The 21,574-nt window shown below is 68.5% G+C and carries 15 protein-coding genes; 3 read left to right on the plus strand and 12 right to left on the minus strand.

Annotated elements, in window-relative coordinates; translation table 11 throughout:
* Window positions 1–6 precede the first annotated feature (6 nt).
* The 5 genes from L3V85_RS29005 to L3V85_RS29025 form a co-directional block, all read right to left on the minus strand.
* A complete protein-coding gene (locus tag L3V85_RS29005; protein WP_237676089.1) occupies window positions 7–1,797 on the minus strand; it encodes an ABC transporter permease subunit in 1,791 nt (596 codons plus the stop codon).
* The gene (locus tag L3V85_RS29010; RefSeq protein WP_237676090.1) at window positions 1,794–2,717 is read right to left on the minus strand and encodes a branched-chain amino acid ABC transporter permease; all 924 of its coding nucleotides are present in this window, start codon (window positions 2,715–2,717) and stop codon (window positions 1,794–1,796) included. The genes L3V85_RS29005 and L3V85_RS29010 overlap by 4 nt, the downstream gene beginning before the upstream one ends.
* A gap of 31 nt (window positions 2,718–2,748) precedes the next feature.
* Window positions 2,749–3,948 carry an ABC transporter substrate-binding protein gene (locus L3V85_RS29015; protein ID WP_237676091.1) on the minus strand — a complete coding sequence of 400 codons (1,200 nt, stop codon included), beginning with the start codon at window positions 3,946–3,948 and terminating at the stop codon, window positions 2,749–2,751.
* A gap of 55 nt (window positions 3,949–4,003) precedes the next feature.
* Entirely contained in the window at window positions 4,004–4,780 is a 777-nt protein-coding gene (locus L3V85_RS29020; RefSeq protein WP_237676092.1) for an SDR family NAD(P)-dependent oxidoreductase, read from the minus strand.
* Between the two features lie 63 nt (window positions 4,781–4,843).
* On the minus strand, window positions 4,844–6,604 hold the full coding sequence (locus L3V85_RS29025; protein WP_237676093.1) for an FAD-dependent oxidoreductase: 1,761 nt from the start codon (window positions 6,602–6,604) through the stop codon (window positions 4,844–4,846).
* Window positions 6,605–6,789: 185 nt separating this feature from the next.
* On the opposite strand from L3V85_RS29025, the gene L3V85_RS29030 reads away from it, so the two are divergent.
* Window positions 6,790–7,587 (plus strand): IclR family transcriptional regulator, encoded by a 798-nt coding sequence (locus L3V85_RS29030; RefSeq protein WP_237676094.1) that lies wholly within the window; start codon window positions 6,790–6,792, stop codon window positions 7,585–7,587.
* A gap of 215 nt (window positions 7,588–7,802) precedes the next feature.
* Window positions 7,803–8,837 (plus strand): AraC family transcriptional regulator, encoded by a 1,035-nt coding sequence (locus tag L3V85_RS29035; RefSeq protein ID WP_237676095.1) that lies wholly within the window; start codon window positions 7,803–7,805, stop codon window positions 8,835–8,837.
* Between the two features lie 287 nt (window positions 8,838–9,124).
* Here the strand turns inward: L3V85_RS29035 and L3V85_RS29040 are convergent, their stop codons facing one another.
* The 6 genes from L3V85_RS29040 to L3V85_RS29065 are packed head-to-tail and all read right to left on the minus strand — an operon-like array spanning window position 9,125 to window position 13,717.
* Window positions 9,125–9,871, minus strand: a complete 747-nt coding sequence (locus L3V85_RS29040) for a lysophospholipid acyltransferase family protein (RefSeq protein WP_237676096.1) — start codon at window positions 9,869–9,871, stop codon at window positions 9,125–9,127.
* A gap of 46 nt (window positions 9,872–9,917) precedes the next feature.
* Window positions 9,918–11,207: a dihydroorotase gene (locus L3V85_RS29045; RefSeq protein ID WP_237676097.1), complete on the minus strand. Its 1,290-nt coding sequence runs from the start codon at window positions 11,205–11,207 to the stop codon at window positions 9,918–9,920.
* Complete coding sequence (locus tag L3V85_RS29050) at window positions 11,204–12,166, minus strand: aspartate carbamoyltransferase catalytic subunit (protein WP_237676098.1); 963 nt, start codon at window positions 12,164–12,166, stop codon at window positions 11,204–11,206. Before L3V85_RS29050 ends, L3V85_RS29045 begins: the two co-directional genes overlap by 4 nt.
* Window positions 12,166–12,663 carry a bifunctional pyr operon transcriptional regulator/uracil phosphoribosyltransferase PyrR gene (pyrR, locus tag L3V85_RS29055; RefSeq protein ID WP_237676099.1) on the minus strand — a complete coding sequence of 166 codons (498 nt, stop codon included), beginning with the start codon at window positions 12,661–12,663 and terminating at the stop codon, window positions 12,166–12,168. The genes L3V85_RS29050 and pyrR overlap by 1 nt, the downstream gene beginning before the upstream one ends.
* Window positions 12,660–13,109 (minus strand): Holliday junction resolvase RuvX, encoded by a 450-nt coding sequence (gene ruvX, locus L3V85_RS29060; RefSeq protein WP_237676100.1) that lies wholly within the window; start codon window positions 13,107–13,109, stop codon window positions 12,660–12,662. Before ruvX ends, pyrR begins: the two co-directional genes overlap by 4 nt.
* Before the next feature lie 8 nt (window positions 13,110–13,117).
* Entirely contained in the window at window positions 13,118–13,717 is a 600-nt protein-coding gene (locus tag L3V85_RS29065) for a YqgE/AlgH family protein (RefSeq protein ID WP_237676101.1), read from the minus strand.
* On the opposite strand from L3V85_RS29065, the gene L3V85_RS29070 reads away from it, so the two are divergent.
* A complete protein-coding gene (locus L3V85_RS29070) occupies window positions 13,718–15,217 on the plus strand; it encodes a cryptochrome/photolyase family protein (protein ID WP_237676102.1) in 1,500 nt (499 codons plus the stop codon).
* 49 nt (window positions 15,218–15,266) lie between these two features.
* On the opposite strand, the gene L3V85_RS29075 is transcribed toward L3V85_RS29070, so the two are convergent.
* Window positions 15,267–21,476, minus strand: coding sequence for an Hpt domain-containing protein (locus L3V85_RS29075; RefSeq protein WP_237676103.1), 6,210 nt, complete (start codon window positions 21,474–21,476; stop codon window positions 15,267–15,269).
* Window positions 21,477–21,574: the final 98 nt, after the last annotated feature.

The raw sequence follows: 21,574 nt of genomic DNA on the forward strand, positions 1-21,574 counted from the left end.
TTCTGCTCAAGCCGGCATGGCCGTGGCCAGTGCCTCTTCTTCTTCGTCGTCCACGCCCAGGTAGGCCTCGACCACGCGCGGGTTGGCCTGCACCTCGGCGGGCTTGCCCTCGGCGATCTTGATGCCGTAGTCGAGCACGATCACGTGGTCGGAGATGGACATCACCAGGTCCATGTGGTGCTCCACCATCAGGATCGACACGCCGCACTTGCCGATGCGCAGAAGCAGTTCGCCCAGCTCGGCGGTCTCCTGCGGGTTCAGGCCGGCGGCCGGTTCGTCGAGCAGCAGCAGTTGCGGCTCGGTGGCCAGCGCGCGCGCCAGTTCCACGCGGCGCTGCAGGCCGTAGGGCAGGCTGCCGGCGGGCCAGTGCGCGAGGTGGCCCAGGTCCACCAGGTCGAGCAGCTGCAATGCACGCTCGCGCGTCGCGCGCTCCTGCTTGCCGGCGGTGGGCCATGCCACCAGCGACGACAGGAAGCCGTTGCTCATGCGGCTGTGGCGGCCCAGCATGACGTTGTCGAGCACCGACAGGTCGGCGAACAAACGCAGGTTCTGGAAGGTGCGGCCCATGCCCAGGCAGCAGATGGTGTGCGCCGGCTGGCCCACGATGTTCTGGCCCAGGAAGCGGATCACGCCCGCGTCGGGTTCGATCACGCCGGTGAGCATGTTGATCATGGTGCTCTTGCCCGCGCCGTTCGGCCCGATGAGCGCATGGATGTGGCCGCGCTGCAGGCGAAACGACACGTCCTGCGCCGGCTTCACGCCGCCATAGGACTTGGTCACGCCCTGCACCACCAGCAGTTCGCCTTCGCCGCCGGGGCCGATCTGGCCCGGAATGCCGTTGCCGCCCGGGCCTTCGCCGCGATGGCGCGACTTCATGAACCACTTGTTGAACAGGCCCACCACGCCGCCCGGCATGACGTACAGCGCGAACAGCAGCAGGAAGCCGTACAGGAAGTGCTGCGCCGAAGGCCAGCGCGCCAGCAGCGCGTCGGTCAGCGTGAGCAGCACCGCGCCCACCAGCGGGCCGTACATCGAGCCCGCGCCGCCGAACAGCACCAGCAGCAGGATGAAGATCGACAGGTGGAAGGTGATGAAGTCGGAGTTGATGTACTGGTTCTGCTGCGCCACGAGCGCGCCCGCGATGCCGCAGGTGACGGCCGCGACCACGAAGGCCATGACCTTGGCGCGGTACACGCGCACGCCCACGGAAGACGAGGCGATCTCGTCCGCCTGCAGCGACAGCAGCGCGCGCCCGAAGCGCCCGCCCAGCAGGTTGCGCAGCAGCAGGTGCAGTGCGGCGCACAGCACGATGCCGAGGATGACCCACTGCGTGGTGTCGAGCGGCGCGCCCTTCCAGGTGAGCGGACGAATGCCGTAGATGCCCTGCGCGCCGCCGAACACGTCGGTCCATTCGCCCACGAGCTTCTCGACCACGATGCCGAAGGCCAGCGTGACCATGGCCAGGTAAGGCCCCTTCACGCGCAGCGAAGGCAGCGCGATGAGCACGCCGCACAGGCCCGAGATGACGGCGGCCAGCGCGAGCGCGAGCCACGGGTCCATGTCGGTGCGCGAAGTCAGCAGCGCCACGCCGTAGGCGCCGGCCGCGAACAGCCCGGCCTGGCCGAGCGATTTCTGTCCCGCGTAGCCGACCAGCACGTTCATGCCGGCGGCGCACAGGTAGTAGACGCACATCATGAAGGCGATGCGCAGGTAGTAGTCGTTGCCGAACATCGACACGACGGCGATCAACGCGGCCGCGAACGCGACCACGCCGGCGGGGTGTGCGAGGCGCTTCATACCTTCTCCACCGTCGAGCGGCCGAACAGGCCCGTGGGACGGAAGGCCAGCACCAGGATGACGAGCGCGAACACCGCCACCTCGCGCCACTGCGCCTGCCAGAGGTTGACCATCGACTCGAGCACGCCGAGCAGGAAGCCGCCGATCACGCAGCCTCGCGGATTGCTCAGTCCGCCGATCATCGCGCCGGAGAAGCCCTTGAGCCCCACGGTCAGCCCCATGAAAAGAGAAGCCTGCGCGATGGGTGCGAGCAAAAAGCCCGAGAGCCCCGCCAGCGCCGAGCTGACGACGAAGGCGCCGATCATCATCGCGTTGGTGTTGATGCCCATCAGGCTGGCCACGTTGCCGTTCTGCGCCACCGCGCGCATGGCCTTGCCGACCATGGTGCGGTTCATGACGCGGTCGAAGCCGAACATCACGACCACGGCCACGCCCAGCGTCAGCAGTTCCTGCGGGCGCACGCCCACGCCGAACATGCGCAGCACGGTGTCGCCCACCGGCGCGGGCACCACCACGGGCTTGGGCCCCCAGATGGCCAGGCCCACGCTCTGCAGGATCACGCCGAAGCCCAGCGTGCTCATCACCCACGCCATGCCGGGGCGGCCCGCGAAGGGGCGCACGCCCAGCACGTAGAGCAGCCAGCCCAGCAACCCCATCACGCCGAGCGCGGCCACCAGCGCGAACAGCTGCGCGCCCGCGCCGGGAATGGCGTCGCCGAAGGTGGTGGAGTCGAAGGGCTTGCCCAGCACCAGGAACAGAGCGCTCATGCCGATGAACGCGCCGGCCGAGACGAACTCGCCGTGCGAGAAGTTCAGCGTCTTGGTCGTCGTGAACGTGATGCTGAATCCGAGCGCCACCAGCGCATAGGCACCGCCGACGGCGAGCCCGCTGATGAGCGCCTGCAGGAGCGCTACAACCATGGTCTGTGTCTCTTCTTGCTTCTTGCTTTGCTTACTGCTTGAAGTCGGCCGGCTTCAGGCCGTCGATCAGCGCGTCGTTGTAGGGCAGCAGCTTGCCGTCCTTCCAGCGGATCCAGACCAGGTCCTTGGCGGTCAGGGCTTCGTGGTTGGTCTTGCTGAAAGGCTTCTCGTAGGTCTTGAGCACGCCTTGCACCGGCGTCTTCAGGTCTTCGAGCGCGGCGCGCACTGCCGCGCCGTCGGTGCTGTTGGCCTGCTTCATGGCCTGGGCCAGCAGCTGCATCGAGTCATAGCCGTGCAGCGCGAAAGAGAACGAGCCCGGTGCCTTCAGCTTCGTGCCGATGCGGTCGAACAGCTTCTGCTGCGCGGGCGTGCGCGTCTCGCTCACGGTGCGCATGAAGATCGGCTTCTCCGCCAGCGCCTTGCCGGCCGCGTCGTAGAAGGTGATGTTGTCGGCGGCCCAGGAGGTGAGCGTCAGCGGGAAGTAGTTGATCTTCTCCATGCTGCGCACCAGCTGCGCGATGGGCGTGCCCTGCGCCCACACCACCACGGTGTCGACGTTGGCGGCCTTCATCTTGCTCAGCTGCGAGGTCATGTCGGTGTCGCCGACGCCGAAGCGCTCGGTGGCCGCGATCTTGATGTCCTGCAGCTTGGCGATCTCTTCCATGTCCTTCAGGCCGCCCTGGCCGTAGCCGGTGGTCTCGGCCATCAGGCCCACCACCTTGGAGCCGGCGGTGTTCTTCTTCACGTAGGCCATGAGCGCCGCGACCTGCTCGCGGTCGACCATCGACACGCGGAACATGTAGTTGTCGGCGCCGGGGCTCATGGGCTTGGTGATGTCGGTGCCCGAGCCCACGTTGCCCAGCACCGGAATCTTCTTCTGGTTGGCGATGTGCTTCCAGGCCATCGCGTTGCCCGAGTTGGTGGGGCCGAACACGGCGACCACCTTCTCGTTGTCGATCAGGTCGCTCATGTTCTGGATCGACTTGGGCGGTGCCGACACGTCGTCGCGCGTGACCAGCGCGAGCTTCTTGCCCAGCACGCCGCCGGCGGCGTTGATGTCGGCAATGGCCGCTTCCATGCCCAGCACCGCGGCCTGGCCGCTCTGCGCCGAGGGCGAGGCCGACAGGTCGCCGTTGTAGCCCAGCTTGATGTCTTGCGCCGAAGCACCGGCGGTGAAGGCAGCGAACGCGGCCGTGGCGAGCAGGGTCTTGTACAGACGGAGGGTTTTCATTCTTTGTCTCCTGATGGATTGACGGACGAGGAAGCGGTAGGAAATTGCAGGCGGCTCAGACGGCGAGGAAGCCGCCGTCCACCGGCAGCACGATGCCGGTGACGTAGCGCGACATGTCGCTGGCCAGGAAGATCACCGGGCCGACGAGGTCTTCGGTCTGGCCGACGCGGCCCATGGGAATGCGCGTCATGAAGGACTCGAGGCGCTGCGGGTTGTCGCGCGTGGCGGCGGTCATGGGCGTCTCGATGACGCCGGGCGCGAGCGCGTTGACGCGCACGCCGGCAGGCGCCAGTTCCTGCGCGAGCGATTGCGTCAGCATCTTGATGGCGCCCTTGGACGGCGAGTAGCCCAGGCTCGCGCCCTGCCCCGCGTAGGCGGCGATGGAGGCGATGTTGATGATCGAGCCCCGGGTCTGCTTGAGCACCGGAATGAAGGCCAGCGTGGTGTTGAAGGTGCCGTGCACGTTCACGTCGATGGTCTTCTTCCAGTTGGCCGCGGCGTTCGGGCTGCTGGTGTTCTCGCGAATGATGATGCCGGCGTTGTTGACCAGCAGGTCGACGTTGCCGATTTCCTTGGCCACGCGCTCGGCGAGCGCATGGCAGGCCTCTGGCGCGGTCACGTCGAGCACGAAGGACCAGGCCTGGCCGCCTTCATTGCGCACCAGCTGCGCGGTCTCGTTGACGGTGGCTTCGTTCATGTCGGTCACGACCACGCGGGCGCCGGCCTGCGCCAGGCCGAGCGCGAGCGCGCGGCCGTTGCCCTGGCCGGCACCGGTAACGAGGGCGAGGCGGCCTTCGAGCAGGCGCGGCGCGACGTTGGAGGGAAAGGCCATCGGTGTCTCCTTCTGTGTATGTGTGGAATGCGGATGCGTTGACTGGCTGGCTGCTGGAAAAACTCAGGCCTTGCGGCTCACCGGCACGGCTTCGCGCTGTTCGACCTTCAGTTGCACCGCCGCGGCGGCTTCGGCCTGCGCGAGCTGCAGGCCCGCCACGTAGCCGAAGGTCAGCGCCGGGCCGAGCGTGATGCCGGCGCCGGGGTAGTTGCCGCCCATCACGCTGGCCGCGTCGTTGCCGACGGCGTACAGGCCCTTGATCGGCTGGCGGTTGGCGTCGAGCACGCGGGTCTTCTCGTCGGTGACGAGGCCGGCGAAGGTGCCGATGTCGCCGATCACCAGCTTGATGGCGTAGTAAGGGCCGTGCTCCAGCGGCGCGACGCACGGGTTGGGCGTGACGTTGGCGTCGCCCTGGTAGCGGTTGTAGGCCTTGCTGCCCTTGCCGAAGGCGGGGTCGTCGCCGGTGCTGGCGCCCTTGTTGAATTCCTGCACGGTGGCTTCGAGCACGGCCGGCGCAATGCCGATCTGCCGGGCCAGCTCGCCGACGGTGGCGCCGCGCTTGAGGTAGCCGCTCTTCAGGTGGCGGCCGATGGGCAGCGGCGACGGCGCGACGCAGCCCAGGCCGTAGTTGCGCAGCGCCTTGTGGTCGCACAGCAGCCAGGCCGTGACTTCGGGCTCTCCCTCGCAGGCCTTGACCATTGCCTGCACGAAGTCGTGGTACGAGTTGCCTTCGTTGGCAAAGCGCTTGCCCTTGGGCGTGACCGCGATCACGCCGGGCTTGGCGCGGTCGATGAAGTGCGGCATCACGCCCTTGGTGCCGTCGGGGCGCGTGGTGACCGAAGCCGGCACCCACGCGGCGGCGTGCGGAATGGTGCCGTCGACGCGGCCGCCCACGGCTTCGGCCAGGCGCAGGCCGTCGCCGGTGTTGGTGGAAGGCGAAGGCGAGTAGTGCTCCTTGCCGGTGGGCGCGTGCGGGAACAACTGCTTGCGGCGCTCCACGTCGTAGGGGAAGCCGCCGCAAGCCAGCACCACGCCGCGCTTGGCGACGACTCGTACGGTCTTGCCTTCGTGCTGCACCACCGCGCCGGAGACGCCGTCGTACTCGACCACGAGCTTCTTCACCGGCGACGAGAGCCACACGGGAATGTCCAGGTCCATCGCGGCCTTGGCCAGGCGGCCGGCCAGCGCATTGCCGTTGGTCAGCGTCATGCCGCGGCCGTGGCCCAGCACGTCGAAGAAGTGGCGGGTCAGCCGCTTGGTCACGTACCAGAACGAGGTGGGCGACTTGAAGGCCCGCATGAAGTGTTTGATCTCGGGGCCCGAGCCCAACATCATCCCGAACACGGTCAGCTCGGGCAGCGGCGGCGCCAGTTGCTTGACGCGCTTGCCCAGCTCGCGGCCGTCGAACGGGCGCGTGACCATCGAGCGGCCGCCCTGCTGGCCGCCGGGCGCCTCGGCGTGGTAGTCGGGGAACACGGCCGGCATGTCGAACTGCACGCAGGTGTTGCGCGTGAAGAAGTCGATGGCCTTGGGCCCCATGTCGAGGAAGGCACCGACGCGCGCCGCATCGAAGTGCGTGGTGGTCTCGTGCTTCATGTAGGCGAGCGCTGCGCCTTCCGGTTCGTGGATGCCCTGCTCCGTGGCCAGGCGCGTGCCCGGAATCCACAGCCAGCCGCCCGAACGCGCGGTGGTGCCGCCGAAGCGCGGCTCCTTGTCGACCACCAGCACCTTCAGCCCCTGCGAAGCCGCCGTGATGGCGGTGGACATGCCCGAAGCGCCGCTGCCGACGACGAGCACGTCGCATTCAAAAGTGTTCTGTTCCATCTCTGCCTGTTTCGCCTGTTTGAGTACGACTTAAGTTGCGGCGGAGTTTAGGTAGCGAAGTTGATATGGTCAAGTCGTTTAGTTACTATCAGATGATCAGTCATCATCGATTGGCTGTGACAATATCAGTAGAAACCCTGATGGATATACTCGCCCCCACCCTCATTCCCCACGCCGGGCGCCCCATGGAAAAGCCAAGACGTGGCATTCAGTCAGTCGAAATCGGAACGCAGCTGCTCGTGGCGCTGGGTCGGCACGTGGCGCCGATGGCGCTGCGCGACCTGGGCAAGGCCGCGGGCGTGCCTGTCGGCAAGGCGCACCCCTACCTCGTCAGTTTTCTGAAGGTCGGCTTCGTCGTTCAGGACGGCGCGGGCCGCTACGAGCTGGGGCCGCTGGCCTTGCAACTGGGGCTGGCCAAGCTGCAACGGCTCGACCCGATCCGCGAGGCCTCGCCGCTCATCGAGGCGCTGGCCTCTGAAACCGAGCAGAGCATCGCGGTCGCCGTGTGGGGCAATTTCGGCCCGACCGTGGTGCGGCTGGAAGAACCGATCCACCCGCTGCACGTGAACCTGCGCACCGGCACCGTCATGTCGCTGGCCTACACGGCCACGGGGCGGCTGTTCGCGGCCTACCTGCCGCCCAAGGTGGTCGAGAAGATGATGCTGGAAGACCTGGCGCGCACCCGCCCGGCCGACGGGCGCGGCTCCACCACGGAGCTGTCGCACTCGCAGATCGAGGCGCTGCTGGTCGAAACCCGCCTGCACGGCATGTCGCGCACGCTGGGCCAGCCGATTCCGGGCATCGACGCCTTCTGCGCGCCGGTGTTCGACTCGACCAACAACCTGGTGCTGGGCATCACGGCCATGGGCCCGGAAGCCACCTTCGACAGCGACTGGAACGGCCGCGTGGCGGTGCCGCTCAAAGCTTGCGCGCTCGAAATCTCGCGCAGGCTCGGCTTCGTGCCGACCGGCGAAGCGGTCTGAAGTTAACTACGCGTTAACAAACAATGATTACCTTTGGCGCCAATTCATCGCAATTGGACGCAAGAGTGTGATTTCTTGCATTCGAGAATCGAGCGCGCGCATCCGAAGTCTTCTTTAATCGGGGTCGTCCATCCAACAGCGAAACCGCACAGGCGCCCATGAGGTTCGGAACCCGTCGCAATCTGGTTGCCCCGACTGAAGACCGCTGCTATCCCATGCATGGCACGGCTGCCTGCGTGATGGCGCTGACCCAGAGCGGCGCCTCGGCCTCGGAGCTGCTGCGCGGCACCGGCCTCGACGAAAGCGAGCTGCTGTCGTATTCGAGAAAGGTCTCGTATGCGCAGATGCAGACCATTCTTCGCAACGCGGTGGCGCTCTCGCCGGGGCCTGAAGCGGCGTTCGAGGCGGGCCGGCGCGTCAGCCTTGCTTCGCTGGGTGTCTGGGGCCTGGGCATGACCAGCGCGCGCACCTATCGGGAGCTGGCCGAGTTCGTGGTCAAGTACCAGTGGGTGCTGGGACCGATGGTCGCCTTCGATTTCCACGAGGTCGACGCAAACGCCTGGTGGACCTACACCCCGCTGCTGGTCTCGGACCCGCGCAGCACCGAATACCAGATGAGCATGGAGTTCGCCCTGTGCATGGGCTACAGGATGTCCGAGATCGCCTTCGGCCCCGGCTTCAAGGCGCTCGCGATTTCGCTGCGCTACGACGCCCCCGCGCACGCTTCGCTCTACGAGCATTTCTTCGGCTGCCCCATACTCTTCGGCCAGCCGCACGACGGCTTCCATTTCGACCCGGCCCTGCTCGAGTGCGAGCTGCCCAACGCCAACGCGATCAGCATGGCGATGGTGCGCGCCGGCTGCGAGGTGCTGCTGAAGAAGCTCTCGACCCGGGGCGGCATCGAGGCGCGCGTGCGCGAACTGCTCTCGGCACAGCGCCCGGAAAAGCCCGCGCTCGCCGTCGATGAAATCGCGAACGAGCTGGACATGAATCCGCGCACGCTGCACCGCAAGCTCAAGGAAGCCGGCACGTCTTTTCGCGGACTGCGCTCGAACGTGCTGATGGACCAGGCCATTGCCTACCTGCGCGACACGGACCTGACGCAGGAAGAAATCGCGGCCCGGCTGGGGTTCAGCGACGGGTCCAATTTCCGCCAGGCCTTCAAGCGCTGGACCAACCGGCAACCCGGCGACTTCAGGCCGAAGCGGGGAGCCGGCGCGGCGCCGAAGAGCGAGCCGAAAGATCTGTAGGCACGCGCCCACGCGCTTGTCTAGCTTTCTCCCGCATGCGCCGGCCGCCGCAGCGGCGAACCTTCAGTCTTACCTGTTCACTGGAGACCTGAAGAATCATGAAAAGCATCATCCTCTGGCTTTGCGGCGTGCCCTTGATCGTGATCATCGGCCTGAAGGTCTTCGGCATTCTCTGATCCAGGAATCCAATCTCCGATTGCTCTAGAGAAGGTTCCTCCTCACGGCGCATCCGCGCCGTTAAGCGCTCCCCAGGGAGCGCTTTTTTTGTGTCTCTCCCGGCAGCCGGCTCAGTGGGTCTCGCGACGCAGCTGCTGCACGTCTTCATGCAGCGACAGCGCCCATTCGCGGCGGTCGCGGCCGTGCGAGTCCTGCGGCTCGCCGAAGCGCACGATGGCCAGGAGCGGCGGCGCGCGCAGCGTGTTCCACAGCGAGGCGAGCAGGTTGTCGTCGTCGATGTAGCGCGGCGCCTGGCTGGTCTCGCCGGTGGCGGCATCGGCAAAGCGCAGCGCGGCAGGCAGCACCGGCGCGCCCGACGATATGGCCGCCTGCAGCAGGTTGGCATGGAACGGCAACAGGCCGCGCCCGTCGCTGGTGGTGCCTTCGGGGAACACGCCGATCAGGTCGCCACCGCGCAGCGCCTCGGTCATGTGATGCACCACGCGCAACGCGTCTCGGCGGCGTTCACGCTCGATGTAGAGCGTGCCGGAACCGGTGGAAAGCGTGCCGATCAGCGGCCAGTTCTTGACGTCCGACTTCGACACGAAGCGCACATGGCGCGCCGCATGCAGGCAGGTGATGTCGAGCCACGACAGGTGATTGCAGATGAGCAGCACCGGCCCCGCGGCAGGCGGCGTGCCCTGCACCTTGAGCGTGATGCCCATGATCTGCAGCATGCGCCTGGACCACGCCTGCACGCGCGCGTTGCGCTCTTCCTGCGGAAGACTTGGGAACTTGCGGCGGATGGTCCACCAACCCACCAGCGCGTGCCCCACCGCGTGCAGCAAACGCGAGCAGGCCTTCAGGGAATGAAGCATCTGGACGTGCGCCTCTTCTTGTTGTGGCTTTTCCGGGGGAACGGTATCAACCGTGGACCACGCGGCCCGCGACCAGCGTATGGCGCGCGCGGCCCTGCATCGGATAACCGGCGAACGGCGTGTGCTTGCCCTGGCTCTTGAGCGCTTCGGGCCGCACCTGCCATTCGAGCGCCGGGTCGACGATGCACAGGTCGGCCACGCCGCCTTCTACGAGGCGGCCGATGCCGGTGCCCGCGTCGGCCGCGGCCAGCAGCCGCGCGGGCGCCGAGGTCACGACCTCGATGGCCCGCGCGATGCCGGCGCCGCTGCGCTCGCTCCACAGCAGCGCGAGCGGCAGCAGCAGTTCGAGCCCGGTGGCGCCGGCCTCGGCTTCGGCGAAGGGCAGTGTCTTGGCGTCGGCCTCGACCGGCGTGTGGTCGGACACCAGCGCGTCGATGGTGCCGTCGGCCAGCGCGGCCGAGAGCGCGTCACGGTCGCCCTGCTGGCGCAGCGGCGGATTCAGGCGGGCGCGGCTGTCGAAGTAGCCGATGTCGGTGTCGGCCAGGTGCAGCGAGTTGATGCTGACGTCGCAGGTCAACGGCAGCCCCTGCGCCTTGGCCTCGCGCACCAGCGCCACGCCGCGCGCGCTGGAAATGCGGCACAGGTGCACGCGGGCACCGGTGGCTTTCATCAGCTCGACGATGGTGAAGATGGCAATGGTCTCCGCCGACACCGGCACGCCGGCAAGGCCGAGCCGCGTGGCCAGCGGGCCGCTGGCGGCGACGCCCTTGCCCAGGTCGCGGTCCTGCGGGCGCAGCCACACGGTGTAGCCGAAGGTGCTGGCGTAGGACAGCGCGCGCTGCAGCACCTGCGTGTCGGTCAGCGGCACCTCGGCCTGGCCGAAGCCGATGCAGCCGGCCTCGGTGAGTTCGGCCATCTCGGTCAGCACGCCGCCAGCCAGGCCGCGCGTGAGCGCACCCAGCGGGAACAGGCGCGCGCCCTGCAGCTTCTCGGCGCGGAACTTGAGCATTTCCACCAGGCCGGGCTCGTCGAGCACCGGGTCGGTGTCGGGCGGGCACACGAGGCTGGTCACGCCGCCGGCAATGGCCGCGGCCATTTCGCTTTCGAGCATGCCTTCGTGCTCGTAGCCGGGCTCGCGCAGCCGCGCGGCCAGGTCCACGAGGCCCGGCACGACGAGGCAGCCCGTGGCGTCGATGGTGCGTTCGGCCTTGAAGCCGGCGGGAATGCCGCCGCCGATGCCGGCGATCTTTCCGTCGGCGATGGCGATGTCGGCCTTCTTGTCGGTGCGCGAAGCGGGGTCGACGACGCGGCCGTTGGTGATGACGAGTGTGCTCATGCTTCGTTACCTGCGACGATGCTCATGACGGCCATCCGCACGGCGATGCCGAAGGTGACCTGCGGAAGGATCACGCTTTGCTTGCCGTCGACCACCGCGGAGTCGATCTCCACGCCGCGGTTGATCGGACCCGGGTGCATCACGATGGCGTCGGGCTTGGCCAGTTGCAGCTTCTCCGGCGTGAGGCCGAAGGTCTTGAAGAACTCCTGCGACGACGGCAGCAGCGCGCCGCTCATGCGTTCGTTCTGCAGGCGCAGCATGATGACGACGTCGCAGTCCTTGATGCCTTCTTCGAGCGTGTGGAACACGCGCACGCCCATGCCGGCCATGTCGGCGGGCACCAGCGTCTTGGGGCCGACCACGCGCACCTCGGCGCAGCCCAGCGTGGTGAGCGCATGGATGTCGGAGCGCGCCACGCGCGAATGCAGCACGTCGCCGACGATCGCGACCGTGAGGTTCGAGAAGTCTTTCTTGTAGTGGCGGATCGTGTACATGTCGAGCAGCCCCTGCGTCGGATGCGCATGGCGGCCGTCGCCGGCGTTCACCACGTGCACATGCGGCGCGACGTGCTGCGCGATCAGGTACGGCGCGCCCGACTCGCTGTGGCGCACCACGAACAGGTCGGCCGCCATCGCGCTCAGGTTGGCGATGGTGTCAAGCAGCGACTCGCCCTTGGTGGCCGAGGAGCGCGCGATGTCGAGGTTGATGACGTCGGCCGACAGGCGCTTGGCCGCGATCTCGAAGGTGGTGCGGGTGCGCGTGCTGTTCTCGAAGAACAGGTTGAACACGCTCTTGCCGCGCAAGAGCGGCACCTTCTTCACCTCGCGGTCGCTCACGCTCGTGAAGTTGGCGGCCGTGTCGAGGATGTGCGTGACGATGTCCTTGGGCAGGCCCTCGATCGACAGCAGGTGGATCAGCTCGCCGTGCTTGTTGAGCTGGGGGTTTCGCTTGTAGAGCATTACTTGCTTTCCTCCACCTTGAGGCTGAATGCGCCGCTGTCGGCTCGCGCCAGTGCCAGCAGCTGGGTCGCAGGCAGGGTGAGCGTGGTGGCGGCGAAGTCCGCGGCCACCGGCAGCTCGCGCCCGCCACGGTCCACCAGCACCGCGAGGCGCACGCAGGCCGGGCGTCCGAAGTCGAACAGCTCGTTGAGCACCGCGCGGATGGTGCGGCCGGTGTAGAGCACGTCGTCGAGCAGCAGCACGTCGGTGCCGTTCACGTCGAAGGGCAGCGCGGTCTGCGCGCTGGCCGACAGGCCGCGCCGCGCGAAATCGTCGCGATGCATGGCCGACGAAATGACGCCCGGCGCGCCGGGCAGGCCCAGGTCTTTCTGCAGCCGCTCGACCAGCCAGGCGCCACCGGAGGTGATGCCGACCAGCTTCGTTTCGGGGCGCATCAGCGTCTTTACGCCGGCCAGCAGCTTCGTGTAGAGCGCTTCGGCATCGGGAATTGAACTCACGTGAGACTCCTGAGGAATTGCTCCAGGATGATGCAGGCGGAAGCAGCGTCGGCATCGCGGGCGCCTGACGACAGGGCCTCGGTGGTGCTGTAGCGCTCGTCGACCTCGAACACCTGGAGATTGAAACGGCCGCGCATCTGGCGCGCGAACTTCTGCGCGCGGCGGGTGTTCTCGTGCGGAGCGCCGTCGGGGTGATAGGGCACGCCGACCACCAGCGCGTCGGGCTGCCATTCCTTGATGCGCGCCTCGACCTGCGCAAAGCGGGCGTCGGCGCCTTCGGCCTTGATGGTCGCTTGCGGGGTGGCGGTGCCCAGCAGCCGGTTGCCGCTGGCCACGCCGGTGCGCTTCAGGCCGTAGTCGAAGGCCAGGAAGGTCTGGAAATGGGCGGGAACGGCGGCAGGAACGGAAGAAGAAGCGGAAGCGGCGGGAGCAGGAGCGTCTGGCATGACGGCGCTCAGGCGTGACCCGCGTGCGGCGAGAGCTTCCAGGCCTCCAGGCCCAGCAGCAGCAGCGCCTTGTCGTAGCGCTGGTCGACCGGGGTGTCGAAGATCACGGCCGGGTCGGCGCCGACGGTGAGCCAGCTGTTCTCGGCCAGCTCCGACTCGAGCTGGCCCTCGCCCCAGGCCGAATAGCCCAGCGAGACCAGCACCTTGCGCGGGCCGGCGCCGGTGGCCAGGGCCTCCAGCACGTCCTTGGAGGTGGTCATCTCGAGCCCGCCGGGGATGGTCATGGTCGAGGCATAGACCGATTCCTCGGGCTTCTCGGCCTGGGTGAAGACCGGCTCGTGCAGCACGAAGCCGCGCTCGGTCTGCACCGGGCCGCCCTGGAAGACGGGGGCCTCGCCCAGCTCGGGGCGGGCCAGGTGAAGCTCGATCTTCTCGAACAGCACCTTGAGGTTGATGTCGCTGGGTTTGTTGATCACCAGCCCGAGCGCGCCGCGCTCGCTGTGTTCGCAGAGGTACACGACGCTGCGGTTGAAAGTTTTGTCTTCCATCCCGGGCATCGCTATCAAAAAGTGATGCGTGAGGTTCATCGGGGCAGAATCGGCAGCCATATGCCTCCGATTTTACTGGCCGTCGACAAGACCTATCCCAAAGGGCTCATGTGGTTCCGCCGCGACCTGCGCGTGGACGACAACGCCGCCCTCTATCGCGCACTGCGGGCCTGCCGCCAGGTGGTCTGCGTATTCGTGTTCGACAAGGCGATCCTGGACCCGCTGCCCACGGTCGACCGGCGGGTGGAGTTCATCCGCGAATCCCTGCTGGAGCTCGAAGCCGAGCTGCGCGCGCTGGGCGGCGCGCTGATCGTGCGGCACGGCCTGGCGGCACAGGAGATCCCCGCGCTGGCCCATGACCTCGATGTGCAGGCCGTGTTCGCCAACCGCGACGACGAGCCCGACGCGCTGGAGCGCGACGCCAAGGTGTTCGGCGCGCTGGCCAATGCGGGCGTGACCTTCCACACCTACAAGGACTCCACCGTCTTCGACCGCGACGAGGTCATGACCAAGACCGGCCAGCCCTACACGGTGTTCACGCCCTACAAGCGGGCCTGGCTGGCCAAGGTCGACTCGTTCTTCCTCAAGTCGTACCCGGTGCGCAGCCATGCCGACGCGCTGGTGCCGCCGCCCGAGGCCTACCGCGAGCCGATGCCCTCGCTGGGCGAACTCGGCTTCGAGAAGAGCAACCTGTCGACGCTGGAAATACCGACCGGCACCCGCGGCGCCGGCACGCTGTTCGAAGACTTCTTCGAGCGCATCGACCGCTACGACGAAGCGCGCAACTTCCCGGCCGTGCGCGGCCCCAGCTACATGGGCGTGCACCTGCGCTTCGGCACGGTGTCGATCCGGCAGATGGCCAGCCTGGCGCACCAGCTTTCGCTGCAGGGCAACGCCGGGGCGGCGACCTGGCTCAGCGAACTGATCTGGCGCGACTTCTATTTCCAGATCCTGGCGCACTTCCCGTACGTGCACACGGGCGGCGAGTCGAAGAGCTTCCGGCCCGAGTACGACAAGATCCAGTGGCACCACGGCAAGCACGCCGACCAGCTGTTCGAGGCCTGGTGCCAGGGCCGCACCGGCTACCCGCTGGTGGACGCGGCCATGCTGCAGATCAACCAGAGCGGCTACATGCACAACCGCCTGCGCATGGTGGTGGCGAGCTTCCTGTGCAAGGACCTGGGGCTGGACTGGCGGCGCGGCGAGGCCTACTTCGCGCTGCACCTGAACGACTTCGAGCTGGCGTCCAACAACGGCGGCTGGCAGTGGGCCAGCTCGAGCGGCTGCGACGCCCAGCCTTATTTCCGCATCTTCAACCCGGTGACGCAGAGCGAACGCTTCGACCCCGAGGGCAAGTTCATCCGCCGCTACCTGCCGCAGCTGGCGGGGCTGTCGAACGCGGCCATTCACGCGCCCTGGCAGGCATCGCCGGTGGAGCTGGAGGCGGCCGGCATCAAGCTGGGCGAAACGTACCCCAAGCCGGTGGTCGACCACGCCGAGGCGCGCGAAAAGACGCTGCAGCGTTACGGGGTGGCGCGGGCCAAAGCGCTGCAGAAATGAAAAAGGGGCCCCGCGAGGCCCCTTTTTCATTTACGTGGAAGCGCGTGCTTCAGGCGGCGGCCGCCACCAGCGCCGGCTCGCTCGTGTACGCACGCACCAGGCGCAGCAGCTCTTCTTCCGAATACGGCTTGCCCAGGTAGTGGTTCACGCCCAGCGTGCGCGCGTAGTCGCGGTGCTTCTCGGCGATGCGCGAGGTGATCATGATGATCGGCAGCTCGGCCAGCGCGCTGTCGGCGCGGATGTTGCGGGCCAGGTCGAAGCCGTCCATGCGCGGCATCTCGATGTCCGACAGCACCACCGCCGGGCGCTCCTGCTGCAGCCGCTCGAGCGCCTGAAGGCCGTCGGCCGCGAGCGACACCCGGTAGCCTTCGCGCTGCAGCAGACGCTGCGTGACGCGGCGCACGGTGATGGAGTCGTCCACCACCAGCACCAGCGGGATCTGCGGCGTCACCGGCGCCAGCACCACCGGCTCCTGCGGCACGCCCTGCTCCGCCTCGGCCGCTGCCGCGCGGGCCGGTGCCGCGGCCAGTGCGGCCGCCTGGCGCTCGCGCGCCTGCTCGCCGTGCACCGCCGCCAGCGCCACCGGGTTGTAGATCAGCGCCACCGCGCCCGAAGCCAGCACCGAGATGCCGGCCAGGCCGGGCAGCCGTGCGAGCTGCGGGCCGAGGTTCTTCACCACGACTTCCTGGTTGCCCAGCACTTCGTCCACGTGCAGCGCCACGCGCTGGGCCGCGCTTCGCACGACCACGAGCGTGTTGTTCTTGGCCGCGGCGTGCTCGCTGCGGGTCGAGGCCTGCAGCAGCGCGCCGGCCCAGTAGAACGGCACCTGTTCGCTGCCGAAGGGATGGCTGTTGTGCAGGTAGGCGGCGTCCAGGTCGGTGCCGCTCACGCGTTGCACCAGTTCCACCAGGTTCGACGGCACGCCGATCGACACCTCGCCCGCGCGCAGCATCACCACGTGCGTCACGGCGGTGGTCAGCGGCAGCACCAGCTTGAAGGTGGTGCCCTGGCCGGGCGTGCTGTGCGTTTCGATGCGGCCGCCGAGCGCCGCGATCTGCGCACGCACCACGTCCATGCCGATGCCGCGGCCGGCCAGTTCGGAAACCTGCCCCGCCGTCGAGAAGCCGGGCTTGAAGATCAGCTCGGTGGCCTCCTCGGCCGACAGTTCCTGGTCGGCGCCGATCAGGCCCAGCACGCGGGCGCGCTCGGCGATGCGCTTGCGGTCGAGGCCGGCGCCGTCGTCGCGGAAGCTCACCGAGACGTCGTTGCCTTCATGGTGCAGGTCGATGACGATCAGACCGCTGGCGTCCTTGCCGGCCTTCTCGCGCGCCGCCGCGTCCTCGATGCCGTGGGCCACGCAGTTGCGCAGCAGGTGCTCGAAGGCGGGCGTCATGCGGTCCAGCACGCCGCGGTCCATTTCGATGGAGCCGCCGACGATGTCCAGGCGCACCTGCTTGCCGGTGTCCTTGGAGGCCTGGCGCACCACGCGGTAGAGGCGATCGGAAATGCCTTCGAACTCCACCATGCGCGTGCGCAGCAGGCCGCGCTGCAGTTCGCGCGTCTGGCGCGCCTGCACGCTGAGGTCGTCTTCCGTCGCCTGCACCGTCTTCTGCAGCGTGCGCTGCACGGTGGCCACGTCGTTCACCGACTCGGCCATCATGCGGGTGAGTTCCTGCACGCGGGTGAAGCGGTCGAACTCCAGCGGGTCGAAGCTCTGCTGCGAGTCCTTGGCTTGCGCCAGGCGCGACTGCATCTGGCTTTCGGCCTGCACTTCGATGTCGCGCAGCTGCTGGCGCAGGCGGTCCAGGTTGCCCGTCAGGTCGGCGAGCGAGCCGCGCAGCTGGCCCAGTTCAGCCTCCAGGCGCGAACGCGTGATGATGACCTCGCCGGTCTGCGCGACCAGGCGGTCGAGCAGCTGGGTGCGGATGCGCACGGCCTGGCTCGACACGGCCCGCAGCGGTGCGAGCAGCGCGGGCGCAGGGCGCGGTTGCAGCGCGGATGCCGTGGCGGGAGCGGCCGCAGCGATGTCGTCGGCGGTCTCGCCGTCTTCGTCGCCAGCAACGGGCGCGGCGCTTTCATCGTTGGCCGGCACGCCGGCTTCGGGCGCGACCTGCACCAGCTGGGCGGCCGGCGCGGAAGCGCTGGCGCTCGCCACGAGCTGGGCCAGCTCGACCTGCGTGGCGTCGTCGGCCGCGCGCAGCGCGTCGAAGGTGGCCTGCAGCGCGTCGAGGCGGCCGAGCAGCTTTTCGATGTCGGCACGCTCGGCGCCTTGCGAGCCCAGGAGTTCGATCTCGGACTCCATGCGGTGCGCGCGCTCGCCCAGGCGCATGGCGCCGGCAAGGCGCGCGCTGCCCTTGAGCGTGTGCAGCGTGCGCAGCACCGCGGCGCGCGGCGCGCTGTCGTCAGGGTGGTGCGCCCACTGGCGCAGCGATTCGCCCAGCTGGGGCAGCAGTTCCGCGGCCTCTTCCTCGAAGATGGGGAACAGGTCGACGTCGACCGCGTCGGCCAGGTCGATGGCGTCTTCGGAGTCGTCGAGCGCCACGTCGGCAATGCTGTCGCTGGACACCACCTGCTGCAGCGGCCGGGCTTCGGCGCGCATGGCGATTTCGGTGGGCATCGGCGAATTGGCGATGTCGCGCAGCGCCTGCAGCGTGCCTTCGGCCGGGTCGCGCAGGAAGCCGACCGCGAACTGGTGCAGCAGGCGGCGCAGCTCGTCGGCCGCGGCCACCAGCACCATGCCCTGCTCGCGCGAGCCGCTGCCCTGCATCTGCAGGTGCTGCAGCGCGGATTCGAACAGGCGGGCCATGCCCGACAGGCTGTGGAAGCCGACCGTGGCCGAGCTGCCGGCCAGCGAATGGGCCAGCGCGACGGTCGAGTCGGGCAGGCGCTCGTGCGATTCGAGCGCCCATTCGCCGACATCGGTCGCCAGTTGGCGCGACCATTCGTCGGCTTCGTTGAGGTAGACGTTGTAGAGCGCGATGCCGATGCGCAGCGGACCGATCACCTTGACCTGGTCTTCGGCGCTGGAGGACACCGCGATTTCCTCGACCGCCTGGTGCGGCGGCTGCGCGGGCGCGTGGGCCTCGACGGGCTCCGGCACTTCGTCGGCGACGAGGATCTGCGCTTCGACGGGCGCGGCGGGCGCCTCGACGATGGGCGCGAGCACTTCGGCGATGACCGGCGCGGGTTCGGGCTCAGGCTCGGGCGCGGCTTCGATGGCGGCGGGAGCGGGCTCCGGCTCCGGTTCGGCGGCGGCCTCGGGCGCCTGTTCGGGCTCGGCTGCCAGTTGCAGTTCCGGCTTTGGCTCTTCTTCGTGCGGCGGCCGCGCGGCCTCGATGACTTCGGGCTCTTGGGCCTGGGCAGGCACAGGCACGGGCTCGGGCTCGGGTTCAGGCTCCCAGACGAAGTCGGGCAGGCTGGTCGCCGCGGGCGATTCGGTCTCGACGCTGGCCACGGGCTCGGCCGGCACTTCGGGCTCGGCGGCCGGCGGCACAACCGGCTCGGGCTCGGCGCGTGCCTGCGTCTTCGCGGGCGCGAGGAAGTCGAACTCGTCGCCGCTGGGCAGGCTCAGCAGCGGTGCTGGCTCGGTGTTCTGCTTCGATTCGAAGTCGATGAAGTCGGTCGATGCGAAGTCGTCGTCGACCTCCGGAGACTGCGCGGGTGCATGCCAGTCGAGCGGCTCGAGGGCGGGCTCCGGCACGGGCTCGGGCGCCACATGCGCGACGGGCTCCACATGCGACACGGGCTCCGGCGTGAGCGACAGGTCGGGCAGATCCGGAAGCGCAGGCATCGGCAGCGGCGCCACGGCCGGGGCGGCCACGGGCGTCTCCGCGGCGATGTGGCGCGCGGCGACCGCCAGGGCCTCGGCATCGGCCACGCGCACTGGCGGCGGCACGGGTTCGCCCGCCAGCAGCGCGTTGGCCACGCGGCTGAACGACGCGGCCTGCCACGAGTGTGGCTGGCCGGCGGCAATGGCCTCGACCCATTCGCTGAATTCGCGCAGGGTTCTTTCGGTGCCGGACAGCAGCTCGGGCGTGGCCGCGCGCTGGTCGGCCAGCCAGGTGTTGAGCACCTGCTCCAGCGACCAGGCGGCGTCGCCGAATTCGGTGAGGCCGACCATGCGCGAGCTGCCCTTGAGCGTGTGGAACGCGCGGCGCAGGATGGTGAGTTCTTCGGTGTCGTCCGGGTAGCTGGCGAGTTCGGCAATGGCCTCCAGGCCGTTCTGCACCACCTCGCGTGCCTCGTCGAGGAAGATGTTCTGCAGGTCGTCTTCTTCGAGCTCGGTGACTTCGGTGTCGGGCAACGCGGACGGGCCGGCGATCTTGTTCGTCCAGCTGTCGGCCTTGTTGCTGAATTCCTCGATCGGCGAAACCTTGGCCTTGCGGTTGGGCGTGGCCAGCGCGGCCAGCTTCGAGGCAATCTGTGCGTCGACTTCTTCGATGCTCAGCACGGCTTCCGCAGCCGGGGCCTGGCCCGCGGCGGCGCCGTCGGCGGCCGAGCTGTCGGTGGCCTGACGGCCCATCAGCGGCTTGAGCTCGCCCGCCTCGGCGTCGAACACGAACAGTCGCTTGGCCAGCGCGGGCTGGTAGCCCAGCATGTCGATCAGGAAGCCGAGCGCGCCAAGGTTGTTGCCCAGCGCGTCGAAGCCGGCCATTTCCTCTGCCGGCGAAGTGCTGACGAGCATCGCCTCGACGTCGTCGCGCATGCGCTGCACGGTGTGCGCGGCCTGGTCGAGGCCGAGCACCGAGAACACGCCGCGCATCTGCATGAGCTGCGTCGGCACGGTGCGCAGCAGGCCTTTTTCGGCCGGCCGGCGGAAGTACTGGTCGAGCGACTTCTCGAGCTCGCTCAGGTGGCTGCGCAGCTCGTCGACCACGGTGCCCATGGTCTGGCGATCGCTCACGCGGCGGTAGAGGTCTTCCATCCACGGCTCGAGCGGCTCGGAATGGCCACCGCCCTGCACGCGTTCGATGCGGCCGGCCAGTTGCAGCGTGCGGGCAGTGAGCTGGGGGTCGCTCGGGTCGAGGTCTTCGAGCGCGGCTTCCAGGTAGAGCACCGAGGTGGCGACTTCCATCGCCAGTTCGGTGTCGGGCGGCTGGCCGGAGCGCAACGAGGCCTCGACCGCGTGGGTCAGCGCCTGCACCATCGGCAGGCTCGGCGGATGCAGCTTCTGCAGCGACTCGCCGAGGTTCGCGAAGGTGTCGGCCACCTGGCGCGTGCGCGAGACGTCGCCGCCCGAGAGCGCCGACCACATTTCCTTGGCGGTCTCGATGCGCTTGCGGGCCTGCGAGAGCACCAGCGGATCGAAGCGGCCGAACTGCTCGACGGTGTAGTCGACATGCGGTTCGTTGGCGATGCCCCAGGCGTTGCGCACGGTGCGCAGCGTGGGCGCTTCGTCGCGCGCGGTGGGCACGGCCTGGGCGCAGAAGAACAGCAGGTCTTGCCCGAGGCGGTCGGACACCAGGCTGTCGCCGCGCGCCAGCGTGGCGTATTGCAGCAGCACGCGCGAGGCGGCGCGCTTGACGTACGCATCAGCCGGAATCAGGCCCAGCGAGAGCGCTTCGAAGAAGCCGGCGGCCAGCGTCCAGAAGCTGGCGACGCGGGGCAGCAGCGCGCCACGTCCGAGCCCCAAACACAGCCCGTGCAGGCGGCGCGCGGCCTGCGTGTCGCCGGTCTTGACCAGTTGCAGCACCTCGCGGTCGAGCCGCGAGCGCACGGCCGGGTCGTAGGCGACGGCGGCCTGCGTGAGCGCGGGCTTGATCTCGACCCAGCGCCATGCGGTGCCCCACAGGTCGGCCGGATGCACGCGCTCGTTGCCGACCAGCTCCAGCACGTCGCGGTACTGCGGAAACAGCGCCACCGACGACACGGGCTTGCCGGCCAGCAGGGCGTTGAGGAAATCGGTGACGGCGAAGCCGGCGCGCTCGATCTTGTGAACCGCCGCTTCGGTGCAGCGCTGCGGATCGGCAATGAAGCCCTGCACCGCGAACTCGATGGCGCCGAGCACCAGCGCGGGCGACGCATGCCCCACCATCTGCAGCGCGCCGACGGCCTGGTGCAGTTGCTGGCGGGCCGTCTGCAGCGACCCGCTGTCGGGCTCCGCGGCCGTGCCCACGTCGCGCACGAAGCGCCGCAACGACTTGCCGACACCGTCGAGGGATTTCTGGATTTCTCCCAGCACCCAGGCCAGCGGCCCGAGGTCTTCGGTGGCCGGCACGTTGCCGGCGAGGGGGGCCGTGGCAGGGGTTTGAATCGACACGTTGGGTGCTCGCCGTTCTTTAGCTGTCAGTTTTCCGATGGGCGCTGCGCGCCCTGAATGCACAAAGCCATCGCGGCCACTTCAAGTAACACCGCGGA

It is taken from the genome of Variovorax paradoxus (genome assembly GCF_022009635.1).
Classification (GTDB): domain Bacteria; phylum Pseudomonadota; class Gammaproteobacteria; order Burkholderiales; family Burkholderiaceae_C; genus Variovorax.

Excerpts from the sequence above, each read along its gene's own strand:
- L3V85_RS29020 (WP_237676092.1), bottom strand. The coding sequence starts at position 4,780 with ATGGCCTTTCCCTCCAACGTCGCGCCGCGCCTGCTCGAAGGCCGCCTC.
- L3V85_RS29035 (WP_237676095.1), top strand. The coding sequence starts at position 7,803 with ATGCATGGCACGGCTGCCTGCGTGATGGCGCTGACCCAGAGCGGCGCC.
- L3V85_RS29040 (WP_237676096.1), bottom strand. The coding sequence starts at position 9,871 with ATGCTTCATTCCCTGAAGGCCTGCTCGCGTTTGCTGCACGCGGTGGGG.
- L3V85_RS29005 (WP_237676089.1), bottom strand. The coding sequence starts at position 1,797 with ATGAAGCGCCTCGCACACCCCGCCGGCGTGGTCGCGTTCGCGGCCGCG.
- L3V85_RS29025 (WP_237676093.1), bottom strand. The coding sequence starts at position 6,604 with ATGGAACAGAACACTTTTGAATGCGACGTGCTCGTCGTCGGCAGCGGC.
- L3V85_RS29050 (WP_237676098.1), bottom strand. The coding sequence starts at position 12,166 with ATGCTCTACAAGCGAAACCCCCAGCTCAACAAGCACGGCGAGCTGATC.
- L3V85_RS29070 (WP_237676102.1), top strand. The coding sequence starts at position 13,718 with ATGCCTCCGATTTTACTGGCCGTCGACAAGACCTATCCCAAAGGGCTC.
- ruvX (WP_237676100.1), bottom strand. The coding sequence starts at position 13,109 with ATGCCAGACGCTCCTGCTCCCGCCGCTTCCGCTTCTTCTTCCGTTCCT.
- L3V85_RS29030 (WP_237676094.1), top strand. The coding sequence starts at position 6,790 with ATGGAAAAGCCAAGACGTGGCATTCAGTCAGTCGAAATCGGAACGCAG.
- L3V85_RS29015 (WP_237676091.1), bottom strand. The coding sequence starts at position 3,948 with ATGAAAACCCTCCGTCTGTACAAGACCCTGCTCGCCACGGCCGCGTTC.
- L3V85_RS29045 (WP_237676097.1), bottom strand. The coding sequence starts at position 11,207 with ATGAGCACACTCGTCATCACCAACGGCCGCGTCGTCGACCCCGCTTCG.
- L3V85_RS29065 (WP_237676101.1), bottom strand. The coding sequence starts at position 13,717 with ATGGCTGCCGATTCTGCCCCGATGAACCTCACGCATCACTTTTTGATA.
- L3V85_RS29010 (WP_237676090.1), bottom strand. The coding sequence starts at position 2,717 with ATGGTTGTAGCGCTCCTGCAGGCGCTCATCAGCGGGCTCGCCGTCGGC.